15 protein-coding genes, 3 tRNA genes and 1 pseudogene are annotated in these 15662 nt (G+C 74.0%); 9 read left to right on the top strand and 10 right to left on the bottom strand.

Translation table 11 applies throughout. The features are described from left to right. The first annotated feature begins 91 nt into the window (after window positions 1-91). Window positions 92-1045, top strand: a complete 954-nt coding sequence (locus ACERUN_RS15410) for a threonine/serine dehydratase (RefSeq protein WP_370290914.1) — start codon at window positions 92-94, stop codon at window positions 1043-1045. A 237-nt stretch (window positions 1046-1282) separates the two neighbouring features. Here the strand turns inward: ACERUN_RS15410 and ACERUN_RS15405 are convergent. Continuing rightward, window positions 1283-1900, bottom strand: a pseudogene (locus ACERUN_RS15405) (nitroreductase family protein); the annotation flags it as partial. 59 nt (window positions 1901-1959) lie between these two features. On the opposite strand from ACERUN_RS15405, the gene ACERUN_RS15400 reads away from it, so the two are divergent. Next, entirely contained in the window at window positions 1960-2496 is a 537-nt protein-coding gene (locus tag ACERUN_RS15400) for a winged helix-turn-helix transcriptional regulator (RefSeq protein WP_370290913.1), read from the top strand. Here ACERUN_RS15400 and ACERUN_RS15395 read toward each other — a convergent pair. After that, on the bottom strand, window positions 2471-4081 hold the full coding sequence (locus ACERUN_RS15395) for a DEAD/DEAH box helicase (RefSeq protein WP_370290912.1): 1611 nt from the start codon (window positions 4079-4081) through the stop codon (window positions 2471-2473). The two genes, ACERUN_RS15400 and ACERUN_RS15395, sit on opposite strands and share 26 nt — an antisense overlap. Window positions 4082-4287: 206 nt before the next feature. Further along, window positions 4288-4680: an iron chaperone gene (locus tag ACERUN_RS15390; RefSeq protein ID WP_370290911.1), complete on the bottom strand. Its 393-nt coding sequence runs from the start codon at window positions 4678-4680 to the stop codon at window positions 4288-4290. A 59-nt stretch (window positions 4681-4739) separates the two neighbouring features. Between ACERUN_RS15390 and ACERUN_RS15385 the strand changes: the two genes are divergently transcribed. From ACERUN_RS15385 to ACERUN_RS15375, 3 genes are all read left to right on the top strand, one after another. Beyond that, window positions 4740-5660, top strand: coding sequence for an alpha/beta hydrolase family protein (locus tag ACERUN_RS15385; RefSeq protein WP_370290910.1), 921 nt, complete (start codon window positions 4740-4742; stop codon window positions 5658-5660). An 80-nt stretch (window positions 5661-5740) separates the two neighbouring features. Continuing rightward, the gene (locus tag ACERUN_RS15380; RefSeq protein WP_370290909.1) at window positions 5741-5914 is read left to right on the top strand and encodes a hypothetical protein; all 174 of its coding nucleotides are present in this window, start codon (window positions 5741-5743) and stop codon (window positions 5912-5914) included. Window positions 5915-5953: 39 nt separating this feature from the next. Continuing rightward, window positions 5954-7489, top strand: a complete 1536-nt coding sequence (locus ACERUN_RS15375; protein ID WP_370290908.1) for an amidase — start codon at window positions 5954-5956, stop codon at window positions 7487-7489. Here the strand turns inward: ACERUN_RS15375 and ACERUN_RS15370 are convergent. Both ACERUN_RS15370 and ACERUN_RS15365 read right to left on the bottom strand, forming a co-directional pair. Then, the gene (locus ACERUN_RS15370) at window positions 7477-9474 is read right to left on the bottom strand and encodes a fatty acid desaturase (RefSeq protein WP_370290907.1); all 1998 of its coding nucleotides are present in this window, start codon (window positions 9472-9474) and stop codon (window positions 7477-7479) included. The two genes, ACERUN_RS15375 and ACERUN_RS15370, sit on opposite strands and share 13 nt — an antisense overlap. A gap of 134 nt (window positions 9475-9608) precedes the next feature. Beyond that, window positions 9609-11012, bottom strand: coding sequence for a serine/threonine-protein kinase (locus tag ACERUN_RS15365; protein WP_370290906.1), 1404 nt, complete (start codon window positions 11010-11012; stop codon window positions 9609-9611). Window positions 11013-11305: 293 nt separating this feature from the next. Between ACERUN_RS15365 and ACERUN_RS15360 the strand changes: the two genes are divergently transcribed. Beyond that, complete coding sequence (locus tag ACERUN_RS15360; RefSeq protein ID WP_370290905.1) at window positions 11306-12142, top strand: SDR family oxidoreductase; 837 nt, start codon at window positions 11306-11308, stop codon at window positions 12140-12142. A 74-nt stretch (window positions 12143-12216) separates the two neighbouring features. On the opposite strand, the gene ACERUN_RS15355 is transcribed toward ACERUN_RS15360, so the two are convergent. After that, window positions 12217-12289 (bottom strand) — tRNA-Arg (locus ACERUN_RS15355). 111 nt (window positions 12290-12400) lie between these two features. On the opposite strand from ACERUN_RS15355, the gene ACERUN_RS15350 reads away from it, so the two are divergent. Continuing rightward, entirely contained in the window at window positions 12401-13408 is a 1008-nt protein-coding gene (locus ACERUN_RS15350; RefSeq protein WP_370290904.1) for a LuxR family transcriptional regulator, read from the top strand. A gap of 196 nt (window positions 13409-13604) precedes the next feature. On the opposite strand, the gene ACERUN_RS15345 is transcribed toward ACERUN_RS15350, so the two are convergent. From ACERUN_RS15345 to ACERUN_RS15335, 3 genes are all read right to left on the bottom strand, one after another. Next, window positions 13605-13757, bottom strand: coding sequence for a hypothetical protein (locus tag ACERUN_RS15345; RefSeq protein WP_370290903.1), 153 nt, complete (start codon window positions 13755-13757; stop codon window positions 13605-13607). 247 nt (window positions 13758-14004) lie between these two features. Beyond that, a tRNA-Ser gene (locus ACERUN_RS15340) sits at window positions 14005-14095 on the bottom strand. Between the two features lie 104 nt (window positions 14096-14199). Further along, entirely contained in the window at window positions 14200-14661 is a 462-nt protein-coding gene (locus ACERUN_RS15335) for a hypothetical protein (protein WP_370290902.1), read from the bottom strand. Between the two features lie 99 nt (window positions 14662-14760). Here ACERUN_RS15335 and ACERUN_RS15330 point away from each other — a divergent pair. Both ACERUN_RS15330 and ACERUN_RS15325 read left to right on the top strand, forming a co-directional pair. Beyond that, window positions 14761-14845 (top strand) — tRNA-Ser (locus tag ACERUN_RS15330). A gap of 27 nt (window positions 14846-14872) precedes the next feature. Further along, window positions 14873-15247, top strand: coding sequence for a DUF1330 domain-containing protein (locus ACERUN_RS15325; protein WP_370290901.1), 375 nt, complete (start codon window positions 14873-14875; stop codon window positions 15245-15247). A gap of 63 nt (window positions 15248-15310) precedes the next feature. Here ACERUN_RS15325 and ACERUN_RS15320 read toward each other — a convergent pair whose 3' ends face one another. Continuing rightward, the gene (locus ACERUN_RS15320) at window positions 15311-15544 is read right to left on the bottom strand and encodes a biotin/lipoyl-binding carrier protein (protein WP_370290900.1); all 234 of its coding nucleotides are present in this window, start codon (window positions 15542-15544) and stop codon (window positions 15311-15313) included. Between the last annotated feature and the right edge of the window lie 118 nt (window positions 15545-15662).

Raw genomic sequence — 15662 nt, 5'->3', positions numbered from 1 at the left:
GGCCGGCGGGTGCATCTGGCGCTTGCCCGCCGGAATTCCGGCGTCCAAGCGCCAGATTCGTCGTCCCAGTACCGCCCGCGATGATGCATCCATGAGCCCCGACCCCCTCACCCGCGCGGACGTCGACGCGGCCGCCGCGCGCATCGCGCCCTTCGTCCGCCGCACCCCCACCGCCACCGGTGCCCCGTGGACGACGGGCTCCGCCGCCGAGCCGTGGCTCAAGCTCGAGCTGCTGCAGCACGCGGGCGTGTTCAAGACCCGCGGCGCGTTCAACCGGCTCCTGGCCGCCCGCGAGCGCGGCGAGCTGAGCGCCGACGCCGGCGTCGTGATCGCCTCCGGCGGAAACGCCGGCCTGGCGACGGCCTATGCGGCGCGAGCACTCGACGTCCGGGCGACCGTGGTGGTGCCCATCAGCGCGCCGGCGGTGAAGGTCGCGCGGCTCGAGGCCTACGGGGCTCGGGTGCTGCAAGTCGGCTCGGAGTACGCCGAGGCAGCGGCTGCCGCGGCCGAGGAGGCACAGCGCACCGGAGCGCTGACGAGCCACGCCTACGACCACCCCGACGTCGTCGCGGGCGCCGGGACCCTCGCCCTCGAGCTCGTGGACGACGCCGCTGGCATCGACACCGTCGTGGTGGCCGTCGGCGGCGGCGGGCTCTTCGCCGGGATCGCCGCCGCAGTCGAGCCCCTCGGGTTGCGCGTGGTGGCCGTCGAGCCGACGACCATCCCGACCCTGCGCGCGGCGCTGGCTGAAGGTGGACCCGTCGACGTGAGCGTCGGTGGCGTCGCGGCCGACTCGCTCGGCGCCCGCCGCATCGGCGACATCGCGTTCGAGGTCGCGCAGCGCACCGGCCCGACGTCCGTGCTCGTCGAGGACGACGCCATCGTCGCCGCCCGCAGCCAGCTGTGGCACGAGCGGCGGCTGGCTGTCGAGCACGGGGCGGCCGCGGCCTACGCGGCGCTCAGCTCCGGCGCCTACACCCCCGAGGACGGCGAGCGGGTGGCCGTCGTCCTCTGCGGGGCGAACACCGACCCGCGAGACCTCTAGCGCCTGACCCACCAGCCGCCCAGCACCCCGCCGATTGGTGGCAAACCGCACCGATCGGCCCGGAAACGTTGCGGGTTGGCGCCAAACCGCAAACCCCCGCGCCCACCCCAACCCCCCCCCCTCCCGGCCACCCCCCCCAGGCCGCGACCCCACCCGCTGGTCGAGGACGACGCCGAGCTCGGCGCGCGAGGTCCGGAAGCCGTTGACGGGGGCGGCGTGGTCGGCGTAGCCGAAGGAGATGCCGACGACGACCTGGCGGTGGTCGGGGATGTCGAAGTAGTCGCGGATGAAGGGCGAGGCCATGGCGAGCGCGGCCTGCGGGGCGGCGCCGAGGCCGAGTGCCTGCGCGGCGAGGAGGAAGGTCTGGGCGTAGAGGCCGCAGTCGATGGCGCCGTAGGGGCCGAGGTCGGCCTCGGTGGTGATGATCGCGGTGTGGGGTGCGCCGAAGAACTCGAAGTTCTTCGCCATCTGCACCATGCGGGCCTCCGCGTCGCCGCGACCGATGCCGACGGCCTCGTACAGCTGAGCGCCGCACTCGCGACGCCGCTCCTGGTAGACGCCGTCGTACTTCGCCGGGAACGGGATGTCGGACTCGAGGCTGAGCGCGGCCATGTGGGCGAGCAGCGCGTCGCGGAAGCGGGTGGTGGCCTCGCCCGAGGTCACGACGACCTGCCAGGGCTGGGTGTTGCACCACGACGGCGTGCGCTGGGCGAGGCCGAGCAGACGCTCGATCACCGCGGGCTCGACCTGCTGGTCGGTGAAGGCGCGGCAGGTGAAGCGGTCGTCGAGCAGCTGCTCGAGCACCCCGACGGCGGCGGGCTCGGCGGACGCCTCGGGGCGGGCGGTGGCAGTCATGGGCCGAGGCTAGCCGAGGTGGTTCCGTTTCGGAACCACCTGCCCGTAGGCTCACGGCCATGCGCTACGAGGACCTCGCCGACGAGCCGTGCTCGATCACGCGACCGCTCGTCGTCCTCGGCGACCGGTGGACCCTCGTGCTGCTCAAGCACTGCTTCGCCGGCCTGCGCCGCTTCAACGCCCTGCAGGCCGCCACGACGATGTCGCGCAGCCGCCTGCAGGATCGCCTCGACCGACTCGTCGAGCACGAGATCCTGCGTCGCCACCGACCTGAGGGCGCCGCGTGGGACGAGTACCGCCTCACCGAGAAGGGCATGGCGCTCTACCCGGTGCTGATGGCGTTGCGCGACTGGGGCGATACCTACATGGCGCCGCTCGGTCAGCCGATCCGCTACACCCACCGCACGTGCACGCACGCCGGGCCCGGCGAGGCGCGCGTGCAGCTGCGCTGCGACTGCTGCGACGAGTCGATGACCGCGCGCGAGGTCACCGTGGAGGCAGGCCCCGGCTTGGACGCCGAGCTCGCCCGCCTGGCCGGCGAACCAGCTCAGAGCGGGAGGAGCAGGCAGGTCAGCGGCGACGCTGACCCTGGCTGAAGCCGGCAGCGCTGTGGTTGCCGCCGGAGCCGCCCGAGCCACCCGTGGACGACGCACCCGCGCCGCCGCGGCGACGTCCGCCGCCGCTCTTGGCAGAGGCACCGGCCCTGGCCGAGCCGGACGCAGAACCGCCAGCACCGCCAGCGCCGCCCTGACCGCCCTGACCGCCCTTGCCACCGGCGCCGCGCGAGCGCGGACCGCCGGAGCGCGCGCCGCCGGTCGAGGCAGCGCCGGCACCGGCGCCGCCCCCCGAGCCGCCGCGGCGGCGGCCACGGCCGCGCCCGCCGCCCGCGTTCGAACCGCCGTTGCCGGCAGCCGAACCGGAGCCCGAGCCGCGCGCCGGCTGCGCCGGCGCTTCGACGACGATGCCGCCGGGCAGCGAGCGCTCGCCCGGGACGAGGCGGGTGAGCACGGGGTGCCGGGCGCCGTCGATGCGGGTGATGGTGGGCTTGATGCCGGCGGCGCGGGTCAGCTGACGCACGTCGCCGACCTGGTCGTCGGTCATGAGCGTGATGACGAGGCCGTCCGAGCCGGCGCGAGCGGTGCGGCCCGAGCGGTGCAGGTAGGCCTTGTGCTCGGCCGGCGGGTCGGCGTGGACGACGAGGGTGACGTCGTCCACGTGGATGCCGCGGGCCGCGATGTCGGTGGCCACGAGCGTGGTGGCGCGACCGGAGTGGAAGGCGTCCATATTGCGCTGGCGCGCGTTCTGGGCGAGGTTGCCGTGCAGCTCGACCGCGGGCACGCCGTTCTTGTTGAGCTGGCGAGCCAGGGCCTTCGCGCCGTACTTGGTGCGCGTGAACACCACCGTGCGCCCGGGCGCGCTGGTGAGGTCGACCAGCACGGGCACGCGGGAGTCGCGGCTGAGGTGGAGCACGTGGTGCTCCATGGTCGACACCGGCGACTGCGCGGAGTCGGCCTCGTGGGTGGCGGGGTCGGTCATGAAGCGCTTGACGAGCACGTTGACGGCGTTGTCGAGCGTCGCGGAGAACAGCATCCGCTGCGCGTCGCGCGGGGTGGCGTCGAGGATGCGGCGCACGCCCGGCAGGAAGCCGAGGTCGGCCATGTGGTCGGCCTCGTCGAGCACGGTGATGCTGACGTCGTCCAGGCGCAGGGCGCCCTGGGAGAGCAGGTCCTCGAGGCGTCCGGGGCAGGCGAGCACGATGTCGACGCCGCGCGCGAGCGCCTGCACCTGGCCGCCCTGCTTCACGCCGCCGAACACGGTGCGCGAGGTGAGGCCGGTGACGGCGGCGAGCGGGGCGAGCGACTCCTCGATCTGCGTGACGAGCTCGCGGGTCGGAGCGAGCACGAGAGCGCGGGGCCGCTTGGACTTGGCGCGGCCACCCTCGGCCGCCAGGCGTGCGACGAGCGGGAGGAGGAAGGCGTAGGTCTTGCCCGAGCCGGTGCGGCCGCGGCCGAGCACGTCGCGCCCGGCGATCGAGTCGGGCAGCGTGGCGGCCTGGATGGGGCTGGGGGTGGTGATGCCCTGGCGGGCGAGCACGTCGGCGAGGTTCTTCGGCAGGCCGAGCTCGACGAAGGCGTCGCCGCCGGCGGGGGTGGACACGGCAGGGGACAGCGTGGAAGTCATGGGATCCGTTCGTTGCGCTCCGCCGCCAGACAGGAGTGTCGGCACGCAACAGGCACCGACTCGATGGCGAGTGGCGCGAGGTCCGGGCCCGGACGTTCGTGGACCCGAAGGACGGTCCCGAGACCGTCGGCGCGCATCAGGACCGGGCGAAGCGGACGATCCTTGTGCCTCGACCTTACGCCAGCGCGATCGTGGACGACGAAACGTCACCCCGCGGCGTCGCGCACATCACGCTCCGCAGCTGCGTGGACGACGCCCGCCTCCGCGCACCGCAGGGCCACCAGCCGCTCGACCACCCGCCGCGGCAGCGGCTGCTGCGGGGTGAAGTGCAGCGACGACTTCGTCGACCCGGGCGTCACGTCAGCAGCGTCGAGCTGTGCCAGCACCCCGCCGCTGTGCGGCAGGTAGGCGAGGTGGTGGGTGAAGGCGGCGAACCCCGCCACGACCTTGCCGTCGAGGCGGAAGGCCGGCATCCGATAGCTGATCTCCTCCTGCGCGCCCGGCAGCAGCTCGCGCAGAAGCGCCCGCAGCTCCTCGAGCGCACGTCGCTGCTTCTCGGGTAGGGGCGCGAGGTAGGCATCGATCTCGGCAGCGCTCATGGTGCGAGCCTCGCGCAGCCGCGGGGCGTTGGCTAGGGCCGAGGTGCCAGGATCACCACGTGCATCGCCGGACCCTCCTCCGCCTGCCCGCCGTCGGCGCCCTCGGGGCGATCGCCGCCTCCGGCCTCGCCGCCTGCGGCGCCGACGACGTGGGCGGCGCGAACGGCCAGTCCGGCCCCTCCACCCCCGGCGAGGAGAACACCGTGCCCTCTGCAGAAGGCGTCCACCGCAGCACCCACCGCTACGGCGACGACCCCAGCCAGTACGGCGAGCTGTTCCTGCCCGACCCCGTGCGCAAGCCGCGCGGCGTGGTCGTGGTGATCCACGGCGGGTTCTGGCGCGCGGAGTACGACGCGAGCCTCGGCACGCCGCTCGCGGCCGACCTCGCGGCGCGCGGCTGGGCGGCGTGGAACCTGGAGTACCGCCGGGTCGGCGACGGCGGCGGTGCCCCCGCCACGTTCGACGACGTCGCCGCGGGCATCGACAAGCTCGCCGACATCTCCTCGGTCACCACCGAGAAGCCGGCGCTCGACCTCTCCCGCGTGATCACCCTCGGCCACAGCGCGGGCGGGCACCTCGCCACCTGGTCCGCGGCCCGCGGGCGCTACGGCTTCAGCGACGACGTGGCGGTCACGCACGTCATCAGCCAGGCCGGCGTCCTCGACCTGCGGGCGGCCGCCGAGGCCGGGCTGGGCAACGGCGCCGAGACCGACCTGCTCGGCCACCGCCCCAGCAGGGAGGACGAGCGCTACGACCCCGCGCAGCAGCTGCCGCTCGACGTGCCGGTGTGGTGCGTGCACGGCAAGGACGACGACACCGTTCCGATCGGCCAGTCGGAGTCCTACGTCGAGCGCGCCACGGCGGCCGGCGCGACGGCCGAGCTGATCGCCGTGGAGGGCGACCACTTCGTCGTCATCGACCCCTCCTCGGAGGCGTGGGCGCGCCAGCTCCAGGTGCTCGACACCATCGCGCCCGCCTGAGGACGGCCTGGACCGGCGCCGGGCTTGCCCGCTCCCGCCACACTGGAGGGCGATCCGATCCCCCTTCGAGGAGGCCCCCGATGACCGCACGCCAGCCCCTGGACGACGGCCCCACCCCCGGCGACCTGCAGAAGGTCGCCGACGACCTCGAGGCGCAGCTGCGTTCGGACCCCGAGACCCTCGAGGCGTGGCGCTCGGTCTTCGCCCAGCTCGCGGCCGAGCCCTTCGACCCCACCGGCCAGGCCGCCGAGTAGTCAACCTGCCCGAAACACGGGCTGCCTAGTCTCGCCCGGGTGAGCACCACCGGCGAGGGCGGCACCGACGCCACTACCGACCAGGCACCCCCCGGACTCCTCGAGGCGTTCTGGGCGTACGAGCGTGCCCTCGGCGCGGACGACGTCGGTGCGCTGGACCGCCTCTTCGCCCCCGGCCCCGGCACGCTGCGCGGCGACGCCGACGGGCTGCTGGTCGGGCACGACGCGATCGCCGACTTCCGCCGCAGTCGAGGCGGGGCACCGGAGCGGCGCATCGTCGCTGTCCACGTGGTCGACGCCGGACCCGACCACGCGCTCGTCGTGGCCATCACCGAGCTCGCCCGCGGTGGACGCGGCCAGCAGACCCAGCTGTGGCGTCGCGGCACCGACGGCTGGCAGGTGGCGGCCGCCCACGTCGCCGTGCCGGCGCCTGCGCTCGACACCCGCATCTGGCGGGTGGTCGGCGACCCGCTGCTCCCCGCTGCCGGCGACGGTCCGCTCACCGGCCACACGGTCGCGGTGAAGGACCTCTTCGCCGTCGCCGGCCACCCGCTGGGCGCGGGCAATCCCGCCTGGCTCGCGGCGGCCGCTCCCGAGACGCAGCACGCTGCCGCGGTCGCCACCCTGCTCGACGCGGGTGCCGCCGTGCGCGGCATCAGCCGCACCGACGAGTTCGCCTACTCCCTCGCCGGCACCAACCACCACCACGGCAGCCCGCCGAACCCGCGCGCACCGCACCGCATCAGCGGGGGGTCGTCGTCCGGCTCGGCGAGCGCGGTGGCGCTGGGCCACGCCAGCATCGGGCTCGGCACCGACACGGGCGGCTCGGTGCGCGTGCCGGCCGCCTACCAAGGGCTCTTCGGCATCCGCACCACCCACGGCGCGGTGAGCCGCGAGGGGCTGCTGCCGCTCGCACCGACCTTCGACACCGTCGGCTGGCTCACCCGCGACGCCGCCACGCTGGCTGCCGTCGGCGACGTGCTGCTGCCGGACGCACCCGCCGCTGCAGCGACCGCGCGGCTGAACGTCGTCCCCGAGCTGATGCAGCTGGCCGACAGCGACGTGGCCGCCACCATCACCGCCTGGCTCCCCGAGCGCCGCCGCGTCGGCGACCACGACCTCGCCGACCTCCCCGCGTGGCGCGAGGCGTTCGTCGTCCTGCAGGCGTGGGAGGCGTGGCAGGCCCACGGCGCCTGGCTCGACGGCCGGCTCGACACCCTCGGCCCCGACGTGCGCGGGCGCTTCGAGCGCGCCGCCACGATCACCGCCGAGGCGGCCGACGCCGCCCGCCGCACCGTCGAGGCGGCTCGCGACGAGATCCGCGAGCGCATCGCGGACGACGTGTGGCTGCTGCCCGCGGCCCCCACGGTGGCCCCGCTGCTCACCGCCGACGTCGGCGCCGCCCGCGAGCGCACCCTCACCCTCACCTGCGTGGCCGGCATCGGCGGACTGCCCGCCGTCACGGTGCCGCTCACCACCGCGGGCGGCCTGCCCTGCGGCGTGTGCCTGGTGGCCGCCCCGGGTCGCGACCGCGAGCTGCTCGCGCTCGCCGCCGACCTCGATCAGGCGTCGTAGTCGAGGCTCACGGCCTCGCTCACCGGGTGCGCCTGGCAGGTGAGCACGTAGCCGGCGGCGAGGTCGGCGTCGTCCAGCGCATGGTTCTGGTCCATCACCACGCGGCCGAGCAGCACCTTGGCGCGGCAGGTGCCGCACGCGCCGCCGGCGCAGGAGTAGGGCGGCTCCACGCCCGCCTGCAGGGCGGCGTCCAGCACGGAGTCGCCGCGCGAGGAGAGCTCGAAGGTGGCGCTGCGCCCGCCGGTGACGACCGTGACCTCGGAGGCGACGTCGATCAGCGACTCGGCCGCCGGTGCGGCGTGGAAGACCTCGGTGAGCACCCGCTCGGTGGTGCCGAGCTCGGCGGCGAGGTCGTCGACGAGCGCCTGCGGGCCGCAGAGGAACCACGCGTCCACCGGCGTCCCACCGCCCTCGGCCACGAGGCGGCGCACGAGCGGGGCGTCGATGCGCCCCTCGAGCGCGCCGACCGGCGGCGAGGGCTCACGCGAGAGCACGTGGTGGACGACGAACCGCCCACCGCTGCCCGCCACCAGCTCGTCGAGCTCGGCGGCGAACATGGTGCTCGCCGTCGTCCGGTTGCCGTAGACGAGGGTGAACCGGCTCGCGGGCTCCTCCTCGAGCACGGTGCGCACGAGCGACATCACCGGGGTGATGCCGGAGCCCGCAGCGACCGCGACGTAGCGCCGGGCGGCCGCCGCGTCGAGGTCGGTGCGGAAGTGCCCGGCGGGCGGCATCACGTCGAGCAGGTCGCCCGCGGCCAGCGTGTGGCGCACGTAGCCGGAGAACACGCCGCCCTCCACGTGGCGCACCGCGACGCTGAGGGTGCCGCTCGAGGGGGCGGTGACGAGGGAGTAGGTGCGGGTCACCGCGGCGCCGTCCACGATGGCGCGCACGGTGACGTGCTGGCCCTGGCGGTGGGTGTAGGTGGCGGCGAGGTCGTCGGGCACCTCGAAGGTGACCAGGCGGCTGTCGTCGGTGAGCGGCTCGACGGAGGCGACGCGCAGCGTGTGGAACGCGGGGCGCTCCCCCGACTCCCCCGCCTGCCCCGACTCCAACGCCGCGGTCTCGAGCGGGTCGGTGAGCCGGCGCCAGGTGCGGTACTCGTCGGCGCTCAGCGAGCGGCCGAACCAGGTCGACACCGCCGCGTCGCGGTCGAGATAGGCCTGCTCGTTGCGCCGCCACGCACGCACGTAGCGGTAGAAGGGCACGCTCGGGTGGAGGTGGTGCACCAGGTGGTAGTTCTGGTAGACGAACAGCGGCGTCATCCAGCCCTCGCGACCCACGCGCACGCGGGTGGCGCGGTACTTGTTCTCGCGCTGGGTGAACGGCAGGCCGTGGTGCGGCAGGTAGTCGAACCACCACGCCAGCACGAGGACGCCGACCCGCTGCCCAGCCAGCGCGATGAGCACCTCGCGCCCCGGGCCGAGCACACCCAGCGCCGTGATCGCCGCGATCGCACCGGCGAAGGTCGCCAGCACCGTCGCCACCTCGCGGCGCGGCCGGTCGCGCAGGCGCATCGTGTAGTAGACGAGGTACCAGACGTCGAGCGTCGCCCAGCGAAGCGGCGCCTGCCAGGCCGGCCCCTCGCTGGTCCACCGGTCGGGGTCGACGGTCTTGGCCTCGTTGGTGTTGCGGTGGTGCTCGATGTGGATGAACTTGATGAGCGCGAAGGAGGCGTAGGGCGCCACGAACGGCACCGAGAGCCGCCCGAACAGGTCGTTGAGGCGGGTGTCGGTGCTCACCGCGTGGTGGATCGACTCGTGCAGCACGGTGAACATCAGGTAGGTCACCGCCGCCCCCATCACCACGAGGACGACGACCGGCCACCCCTGCGCCAGACCGAGCACCTCGACGCCGAACAGCGCCAGCGCGCCCACCCAGAGCGCGATGGTCGGCCACGCCGCACCGGGCACACGCTCGGCGGGGTCGGGCAGACCGAGCACGGGTCGCAGGTCGACCGGCCGGTCCGTGGGAGCGGTCGTCACGAGGCACCTCCGGGAGCAGCGCCCATCCAGGCGCACTTGACAAAACAGAGCGATCTGTCAAGCGAGGGTGCCAGGACATGGCGTCGAGCACAAGAGCATCCGCGAAAGAGGCGCCGTCACCGCGGCGCCGGGACTCACGGCCGCCCGGGGCCGCCCTTCGGCTTGTCGGGCTTGTCGTCCTTGCCGGGCTTGTCCGCCTTGCCGCCCTTGCCGCCCTTGCCCGGTGCCGGCGCGGGGGCCTGCTGCTGGGGGGCCCGCGTCGTCCCCGTGGTGGAGGCCGGGGTGGACCGCGACGCAGGGGCGTTGCTGGCGGGAGCCGTGGGGCTCGGCGTGGTCGAGGTCGACGGATCGTCCGGGCTGGTCGGCATCTGCGAGGTGGTGGTGCCGGCCGGCGAGGCGGGTGCACTCGACGGGCCGGTGACCACGAGACCGAGCACGACGGCACCCACCACGCCGCCGACCGCGAGGCCGACCGCGGTGCCGGTGCGGCGCACCCCGCCCGTGAGGATGCCGCGCACCCACCCGCCGCTGACGGCGCCCACCGCGCCGCCGAGGGCGGCTCCGCCGGCCACCGAGCCCGCCATGCCGGCACCGGCGCCGCCCGCCGCCTCGGCGAGCACCGCCGTGGCGGGAACGGCGGGGGCAGCGGGGGCAGCAGGTGCGGCGACCGGGGCGAGCCGGGTGAAGGTGGCCGTCTCGTCGAGCGAGCGCGCGGCAGCGGCGGCGGTGCCGTCGCGCAGGTCGGTGAGCGCGTCGACCACGCCTTGGGCGTCCGGGCGCTCGGCCGGATCGATGCGGGTCATCCGATCGAGCAGGCGACCCCAGGCCGGGCCGAGGGAGACGGGGATGAGCGGGGCCGTGTGCAGACGTGCGATCGCCGCCTCCATCGCGCTGCCCGGATAGGCGCGGCGGGCGGTCAGCGCCTCGAGCAGCACCAGGCCGAGGGAGTAGATGTCGATCGCGGGGCTGACCGAGCGGCCCTCGACCTGCTCGGGCGCGAGGTAGGCGGGCGAGCCGATCGTCTCGCCGGTGCGGGTGTGGCCGTCGGCCTCACCGACCAGCTTGGCGATGCCGAAGTCCATGAGGCAGGCGCGACCGTCGTCCGCGACGATGACGTTGCTGGGCTTGACGTCGCGGTGGACGACGCCGGCGCGGTGCGCGTGCCGCAGCGCCTGGGCCACCTGGAGGCCGACCCGCGCGACCTGCTCGCTCGCCATCGCGCCCGGCTCCATGAGGTCGGCGAGGGTGCGACCCTGCGCGAGCTCGAGCACCAGGTAGGGGTGTTCGCCGTCGAGTCCGGCGTCGAGCAGGCTCACCACGGCCGGGTGGTGCAGCCCGGCGAGGGTGCGCGCCTCGCTGAGGAATCGACCGCGCTGGGTGGCGTCGGCACTGTTGCGCAGCACCTTGATGGCCACCTCGCGCCCCAGCACCTGATCGAGCCCGGCGTGGACGTCGGCCATGCCGCCGCGTCCGAGCAGGTGCTTGACCTGGTAGCGGCCACCGAGCCACGAGGAGGAGGCGGCGACGTCGACGCTCATCGGGGGCAGCGCTCCTCTCGGCAGCGGGGGCCCGACCGGCTTGTCGGAGCCGAGTGTCGATTACCCGCTCAGGTCTTTCTCAATCCCCGCGCGACTGCGGCGAGAGTCACGTCGAGCTCTCGACCGACCATCGGACGTGGCGTCGCCCACATCCCCAACACCGGAAGTGAATTGCCGGTAACCTGCTTCTACTTACCGATCTCCGGCCTCCGGACACGCCCCCTCGAAGGAGTCGCCATGCGCCTCGCTGCACCCTGTCCCCTCATTCGCGCCGCCCGGTCGGGAGCCGCCCGATGAGCGCGGGCCTGCTCGACGGCAAGGTCGTCCTGGTCACCGGCGTGGTGACCACCGAGAGCATCGCCTACGGCGTGGCCCGCCGCGCCCGCGAGATGGGCGCCGAGGTGCTCCTCACCGGCCTCGAGCGCGACCTCGAGAAGGCCGAGGACGCCGCCCGCTCGCTCGGGATCGACTCGGTCATCCCCTACGACGCCACCCAGCCCGAGGCCGCCGACGCCCTCGTCGAGACCATCGCCGCGCGCCACGGCCACCTGGACGCCGTCCTCCACGCGATCGCCTTCGCCCCGCGCGCGGCGCTCTCGGGCTCGATGGTCGGCGTCGACCCGGTGGGCCTCGAGAAGGCCTTCCGCACCAGCACGGTCTCCTACGCCGAGACCGCCCGCGTGCTCCAGCGCCTGGCGCCGGCCAGCGGCGGCAGCCTGGTGGGCCTCGACTTCGCCGCGGACGCCGCCTGGTCGGTCTACAACTGGATGGGCGTGTGCAAGGCGGGCCTCGAGGCACTCAACCGCTACCTCGCCCGCGACCTCGGCCAGCTCGGCATCCGCTCGAACCTGGTGGCCGCCGGCCCGATCCACACCCGCGCCGCCGGCGGGATCCCCGGCTTCGACGAGCTGCTCGAGGCCTGGGAGGAGCGCTCCCCGCTCGTGTGGGACCCCCGCGACACCGCCCCCACGGCCGACACCGTGTGCTTCCTGTTCTCCGACCTCGCTCGCGCCATCACCGGCGAGATCGTCCACGTGGACGCCGGCTACCACGCGATGGCGGCGCCGCTGCGTCGTCCGGGTCGGGCGGCGACCGAGGCGCACGACGCACTCTCGAGCGTCACCGTCTGAGCGGTCCGCGGGAGCGGGGTCAGCGAGAGATGACGAAAGCCCGGGTCAAGACCGACCCGGGCTTTCGTGTGCTGCGCGCCTGTAGGGATTCGAACCCCAAACCTTCTGATCCGTAGTCAGATGCTCTATCCGTTGAGCTACAGGCGCATGTCGCATCAAGCGACCTGGAAACAATAGCCGAGGCGGCGCCTCGATGCCGAATCAGGGGCGCCGAGTGCGGGTCGTCGTCCACCTCGTGCGGTGTGGAAGCATGACGCCATGGCGGGATACCGGCCCGAGGACAGGGAGCTCTTCGAGCGGGAGGCCACCGGCCTGTACGAGCAGGTGCTGGCCGACGGCGGCCTGGCGATCGACGACCCGCGCATCGCCGCCGACAGCCCGCAGCGCCGCGCCTTCGACCTCCTCGTCGACCTCGGGCTGCTGCAGCTGGACGGCGTCCGCACCACCTGGCGCCCGGTCGAGCCGAGCAACGCCCAGTCGCGCGTGGTCACCCCGCTCGGCACCGAGGGCGCCCGGCTGATCGACGAGTCGGCGCGCTGGGCCTCGGCGTTCGCCGGGCTGAGCCAGAGCTGGCGCCGCTCCCCGGCGTCCAGCGAGTCGGGGCCCTTCCTCTACCTGCACGGCGAGGCGATCAGCCCCTACCTCACCGCACTGGTCAACGACGCCCAGGAGGAGTTGCTCACCGCCCAGCCCCAGACCACGCGCAGCGCCAAGACCGTGGCCGACGCCGCCAGCCGCGACATCGCCGCCCTCGAACGCGGACTCTCCATGCGCACGCTCTACCAGCACAGCGCCCGGCGCCACTCGGCCACGCACAAGTACGTCGCGCGGGTCACCGAGCACGGCGCCGAGGTGCGCACGCTCGACGAGTTCTTCAACCGGATGATCGTGGTCGACCGACGCGTCGCCCTCATCCCCGCACCCGACGACCTCGCCACGGCGGTCGTCGTCCGCGAGCCGGCGATCGTGGCGTACTTCGTCGACATCTTCGAGCGCGCCTTCGCCCGCGCCCGCCCCTTCACCAGCGCCGAGCGCAACGTGCTGCGCGAGATCGCCACCGAGCAGCGCTCGATGACCATCCGCATGCTCATCGAGGGCCACTCCGACGCGGTCAGCGCCAAGCGCCTCGGCGTCAGCCCCCGCACGTACGCCGGCTACGTGGCCGACCTCAAGGAGGAGTACGACGTGGAGACGCGCTTCCAGCTCGGCTACGTCATGGGCACCCGCGGCATCGCCGGTCAGGACGACGACGCGCCGGGCGAGTGATGCCCGCGGCGCGGTCCGTGCCGGCGGGCCGGGGGTTGCGGTTTGGCGCCAAACCGCAACATTTCGGGGCGATGAGTTGCGGTTTGCCACCAATCGGCGCAGCTCGAGCACGTCCGCAGCCGGCTCACCACGCCCGGACATGCCAGCGGGGCCGGACGTCGTCGTCCGGCCCCGCTGGGCCTGCAGCCGGTGCGGCCTACTGCGACGTCGAGGACGTCGTACCCGGCGCGACGCGCCATCCCCACCCGGTGTCGGCGTGAGCGTCGGTGGGCACCGAGACGCCGATCGCGCCGACCGTCGCCACGAGGGCGACGAGAGCGAGCGAGGCCTTGCGAGAGAACTTCTTCATGCGATCTACCCCTTCTGGCGGACCTGTGTGGCCCGAGACGCCCGGGGATGGTGCCCCGGGCTCCGCCGTTGTCGTGCCCGGTAGGACACCCGCGCAAACGTAGTCCGCAGACTCAGCGGTGGGAAGCACCTAGAACCGCAGGATCTTGCGTCGGTGACCCTGCCGGAGAAGATTCAGGCGGCGTCGAGCCCCGACAACGAGACAGCCCCCGGCGACTGAGGCGCACCGGGGGCTGATCACTCGTCGGCGGAGGCGGAGGGATTTGAACCCTCGATGGGGTTGTAGCCCCAAACCCGCTTAGCAGGCGGGCGCCATAGACCAGACTAGGCGACGCCTCCTCCACCGCACGGCCCTCGCGAGCCGCTGGCGGGGCAAGGCTACAAGCACCGTGCGGCGCGTCACCAATCCGCCCACCGCCCGCGGGCGCGGGGCGCCGTCGAGTTCAGCGCGAGGCGCGCTTGAGGTGGGCCCGGACGTCGCGCGCGAGGTCGTCCTTGTCGCCGCGCACGAGCAGCACGGGGATGGTCGTAGAGCGACCGTCGCGCAGGCGGAGGACGAGGCACTCGATGCCGCGGGGGGCGGCGGCCACGACGTCCTCGACCTCGCTCCAGCGGGCCTCGGTGGTGCCGGCCGCACGCACCATGCGCACCCGGTAGCCGGCCTCGGTGAGGCGCACGATCGGCACGGTGCGCAGGCGCCACGACAGGGCGATCAGGCCGAGGATGCCCAGGCCGAGCAGCAGCACGAGGAGGTCGGCGTTCAGCTCGAGCACCGCGGTGGCAGCGGTGGCCGCGAGCAGTACGACCGCGAGCAGCAGCAGGTAGGCGCCGACGAAGCGCGCCATCACCGTGGGCGCGAGCGGGTAGTCGGTGACGCTGGTGCTCGTGGACGACGCGCTGCTCATGGCTCCATCATCGCCGATCGGGCCAGGCGGCTCGCGCGGGCGGGGCGTCGTCCTAGACTTCGGCACGGCTCGTACGCCGCACGGCGGCGCACGGGTCGAGGAGGGGTGCCGGAGTGGCCGATCGGAACCGCCTTGAAAGCGGTCGTAGGGAGACCTACCGCGGGTTCGAATCCCGCCCCCTCTGCCGAGCGCGAGCCCTACGCTGCGCGATGTGAGCACCGTTGATCCCACGCCCGACCAGATCCGCGCCCTCGCCGCCGAGGCGCGCGAGAACGACCAGCCGGTGGTGATGACCAACCTGCTGCGCTTCGCCGGCGACGAGGGGCGGGCGTCGTACGCCGCCTACACCGCGCACGCGCTCGAGCACATCGAGCGGGTTGGGGCGCGCATCGTCTACAGCGGCGAGGCGGGCGCGGCCGTCATCGGCCCCGACCCGTGGTGGCACACGATCGTGCTCGTCGAGTACCCCTCGCGGCAGGCCTTCCTCGACATGGTGATGCACCCCGACTACCAGGCCTTCACCCACCTGCGCACGGCCGCGCTCGAGGACGCCCGGCTCATCCCGACGGCGCCGATCGCCGTCTGAGCCCGCGCGGCCGTGGGGCGGGCGACCGCGGCGCCGGCGCTGGTCCAGGCGCAGGTGGCCGGCTCAGTCGAGGCTGATCTCGGCGAGGACGTCGCCCTCCTGGACGACGTCGCCCGACTCGACCTTGACGGCGCTCACCGTGCCCGGCGCCTCCGCGAGCACCGGGATCTCCATCTTCATCGACTCCAGCAGCACCACGATGTCACCGGCGGCCACGCGGGTGCCGGCCGGTGCCTCGATGCGCAGGACGTTGGCGACCATCTCCGCGACGAGCTGCGTCGTCCTCACCTGGGGCATGTCGGCGACGCTAGGCGTTACCCGTGGGTACCGGAAACCGGCCCGCCGAGGGTCTCCCTAGGCCGCCGATTGGTGGCACACCGCACCGTCAACCCGCGAAATGTTGCGGGGGGGGGGC

The organism is Nocardioides sp., from assembly GCF_964229035.1.
Taxonomy (GTDB): domain Bacteria; phylum Actinomycetota; class Actinomycetes; order Propionibacteriales; family Nocardioidaceae; genus Nocardioides.
The sequence above is the reverse complement of the archived record's forward strand: the minus strand, read 5'-3'. Positions and strand labels throughout refer to the sequence as shown.

What these genes read in the sequence shown, in the direction of transcription:
- ACERUN_RS15390 (WP_370290911.1), bottom strand. Translation starts at nt 4,680, where the DNA reads ATGAGCGCTGCCGAGATCGATGCCTACCTCGCGCCCCTACCCGAGAAG.
- ACERUN_RS15320 (WP_370290900.1), bottom strand. Translation starts at nt 15,544, where the DNA reads ATGCCCCAGGTGAGGACGACGCAGCTCGTCGCGGAGATGGTCGCCAAC.
- ACERUN_RS15335 (WP_370290902.1), bottom strand. Translation starts at nt 14,661, where the DNA reads ATGAGCAGCGCGTCGTCCACGAGCACCAGCGTCACCGACTACCCGCTC.
- ACERUN_RS15410 (WP_370290914.1), top strand. Translation starts at nt 92, where the DNA reads ATGAGCCCCGACCCCCTCACCCGCGCGGACGTCGACGCGGCCGCCGCG.
- ACERUN_RS15350 (WP_370290904.1), top strand. Translation starts at nt 12,401, where the DNA reads ATGGCGGGATACCGGCCCGAGGACAGGGAGCTCTTCGAGCGGGAGGCC.
- ACERUN_RS15360 (WP_370290905.1), top strand. Translation starts at nt 11,306, where the DNA reads ATGAGCGCGGGCCTGCTCGACGGCAAGGTCGTCCTGGTCACCGGCGTG.
- ACERUN_RS15395 (WP_370290912.1), bottom strand. Translation starts at nt 4,081, where the DNA reads ATGACTTCCACGCTGTCCCCTGCCGTGTCCACCCCCGCCGGCGGCGAC.
- ACERUN_RS15400 (WP_370290913.1), top strand. Translation starts at nt 1,960, where the DNA reads ATGCGCTACGAGGACCTCGCCGACGAGCCGTGCTCGATCACGCGACCG.
- ACERUN_RS15345 (WP_370290903.1), bottom strand. Translation starts at nt 13,757, where the DNA reads ATGAAGAAGTTCTCTCGCAAGGCCTCGCTCGCTCTCGTCGCCCTCGTG.
- ACERUN_RS15365 (WP_370290906.1), bottom strand. Translation starts at nt 11,012, where the DNA reads ATGAGCGTCGACGTCGCCGCCTCCTCCTCGTGGCTCGGTGGCCGCTAC.
- ACERUN_RS15380 (WP_370290909.1), top strand. Translation starts at nt 5,741, where the DNA reads ATGACCGCACGCCAGCCCCTGGACGACGGCCCCACCCCCGGCGACCTG.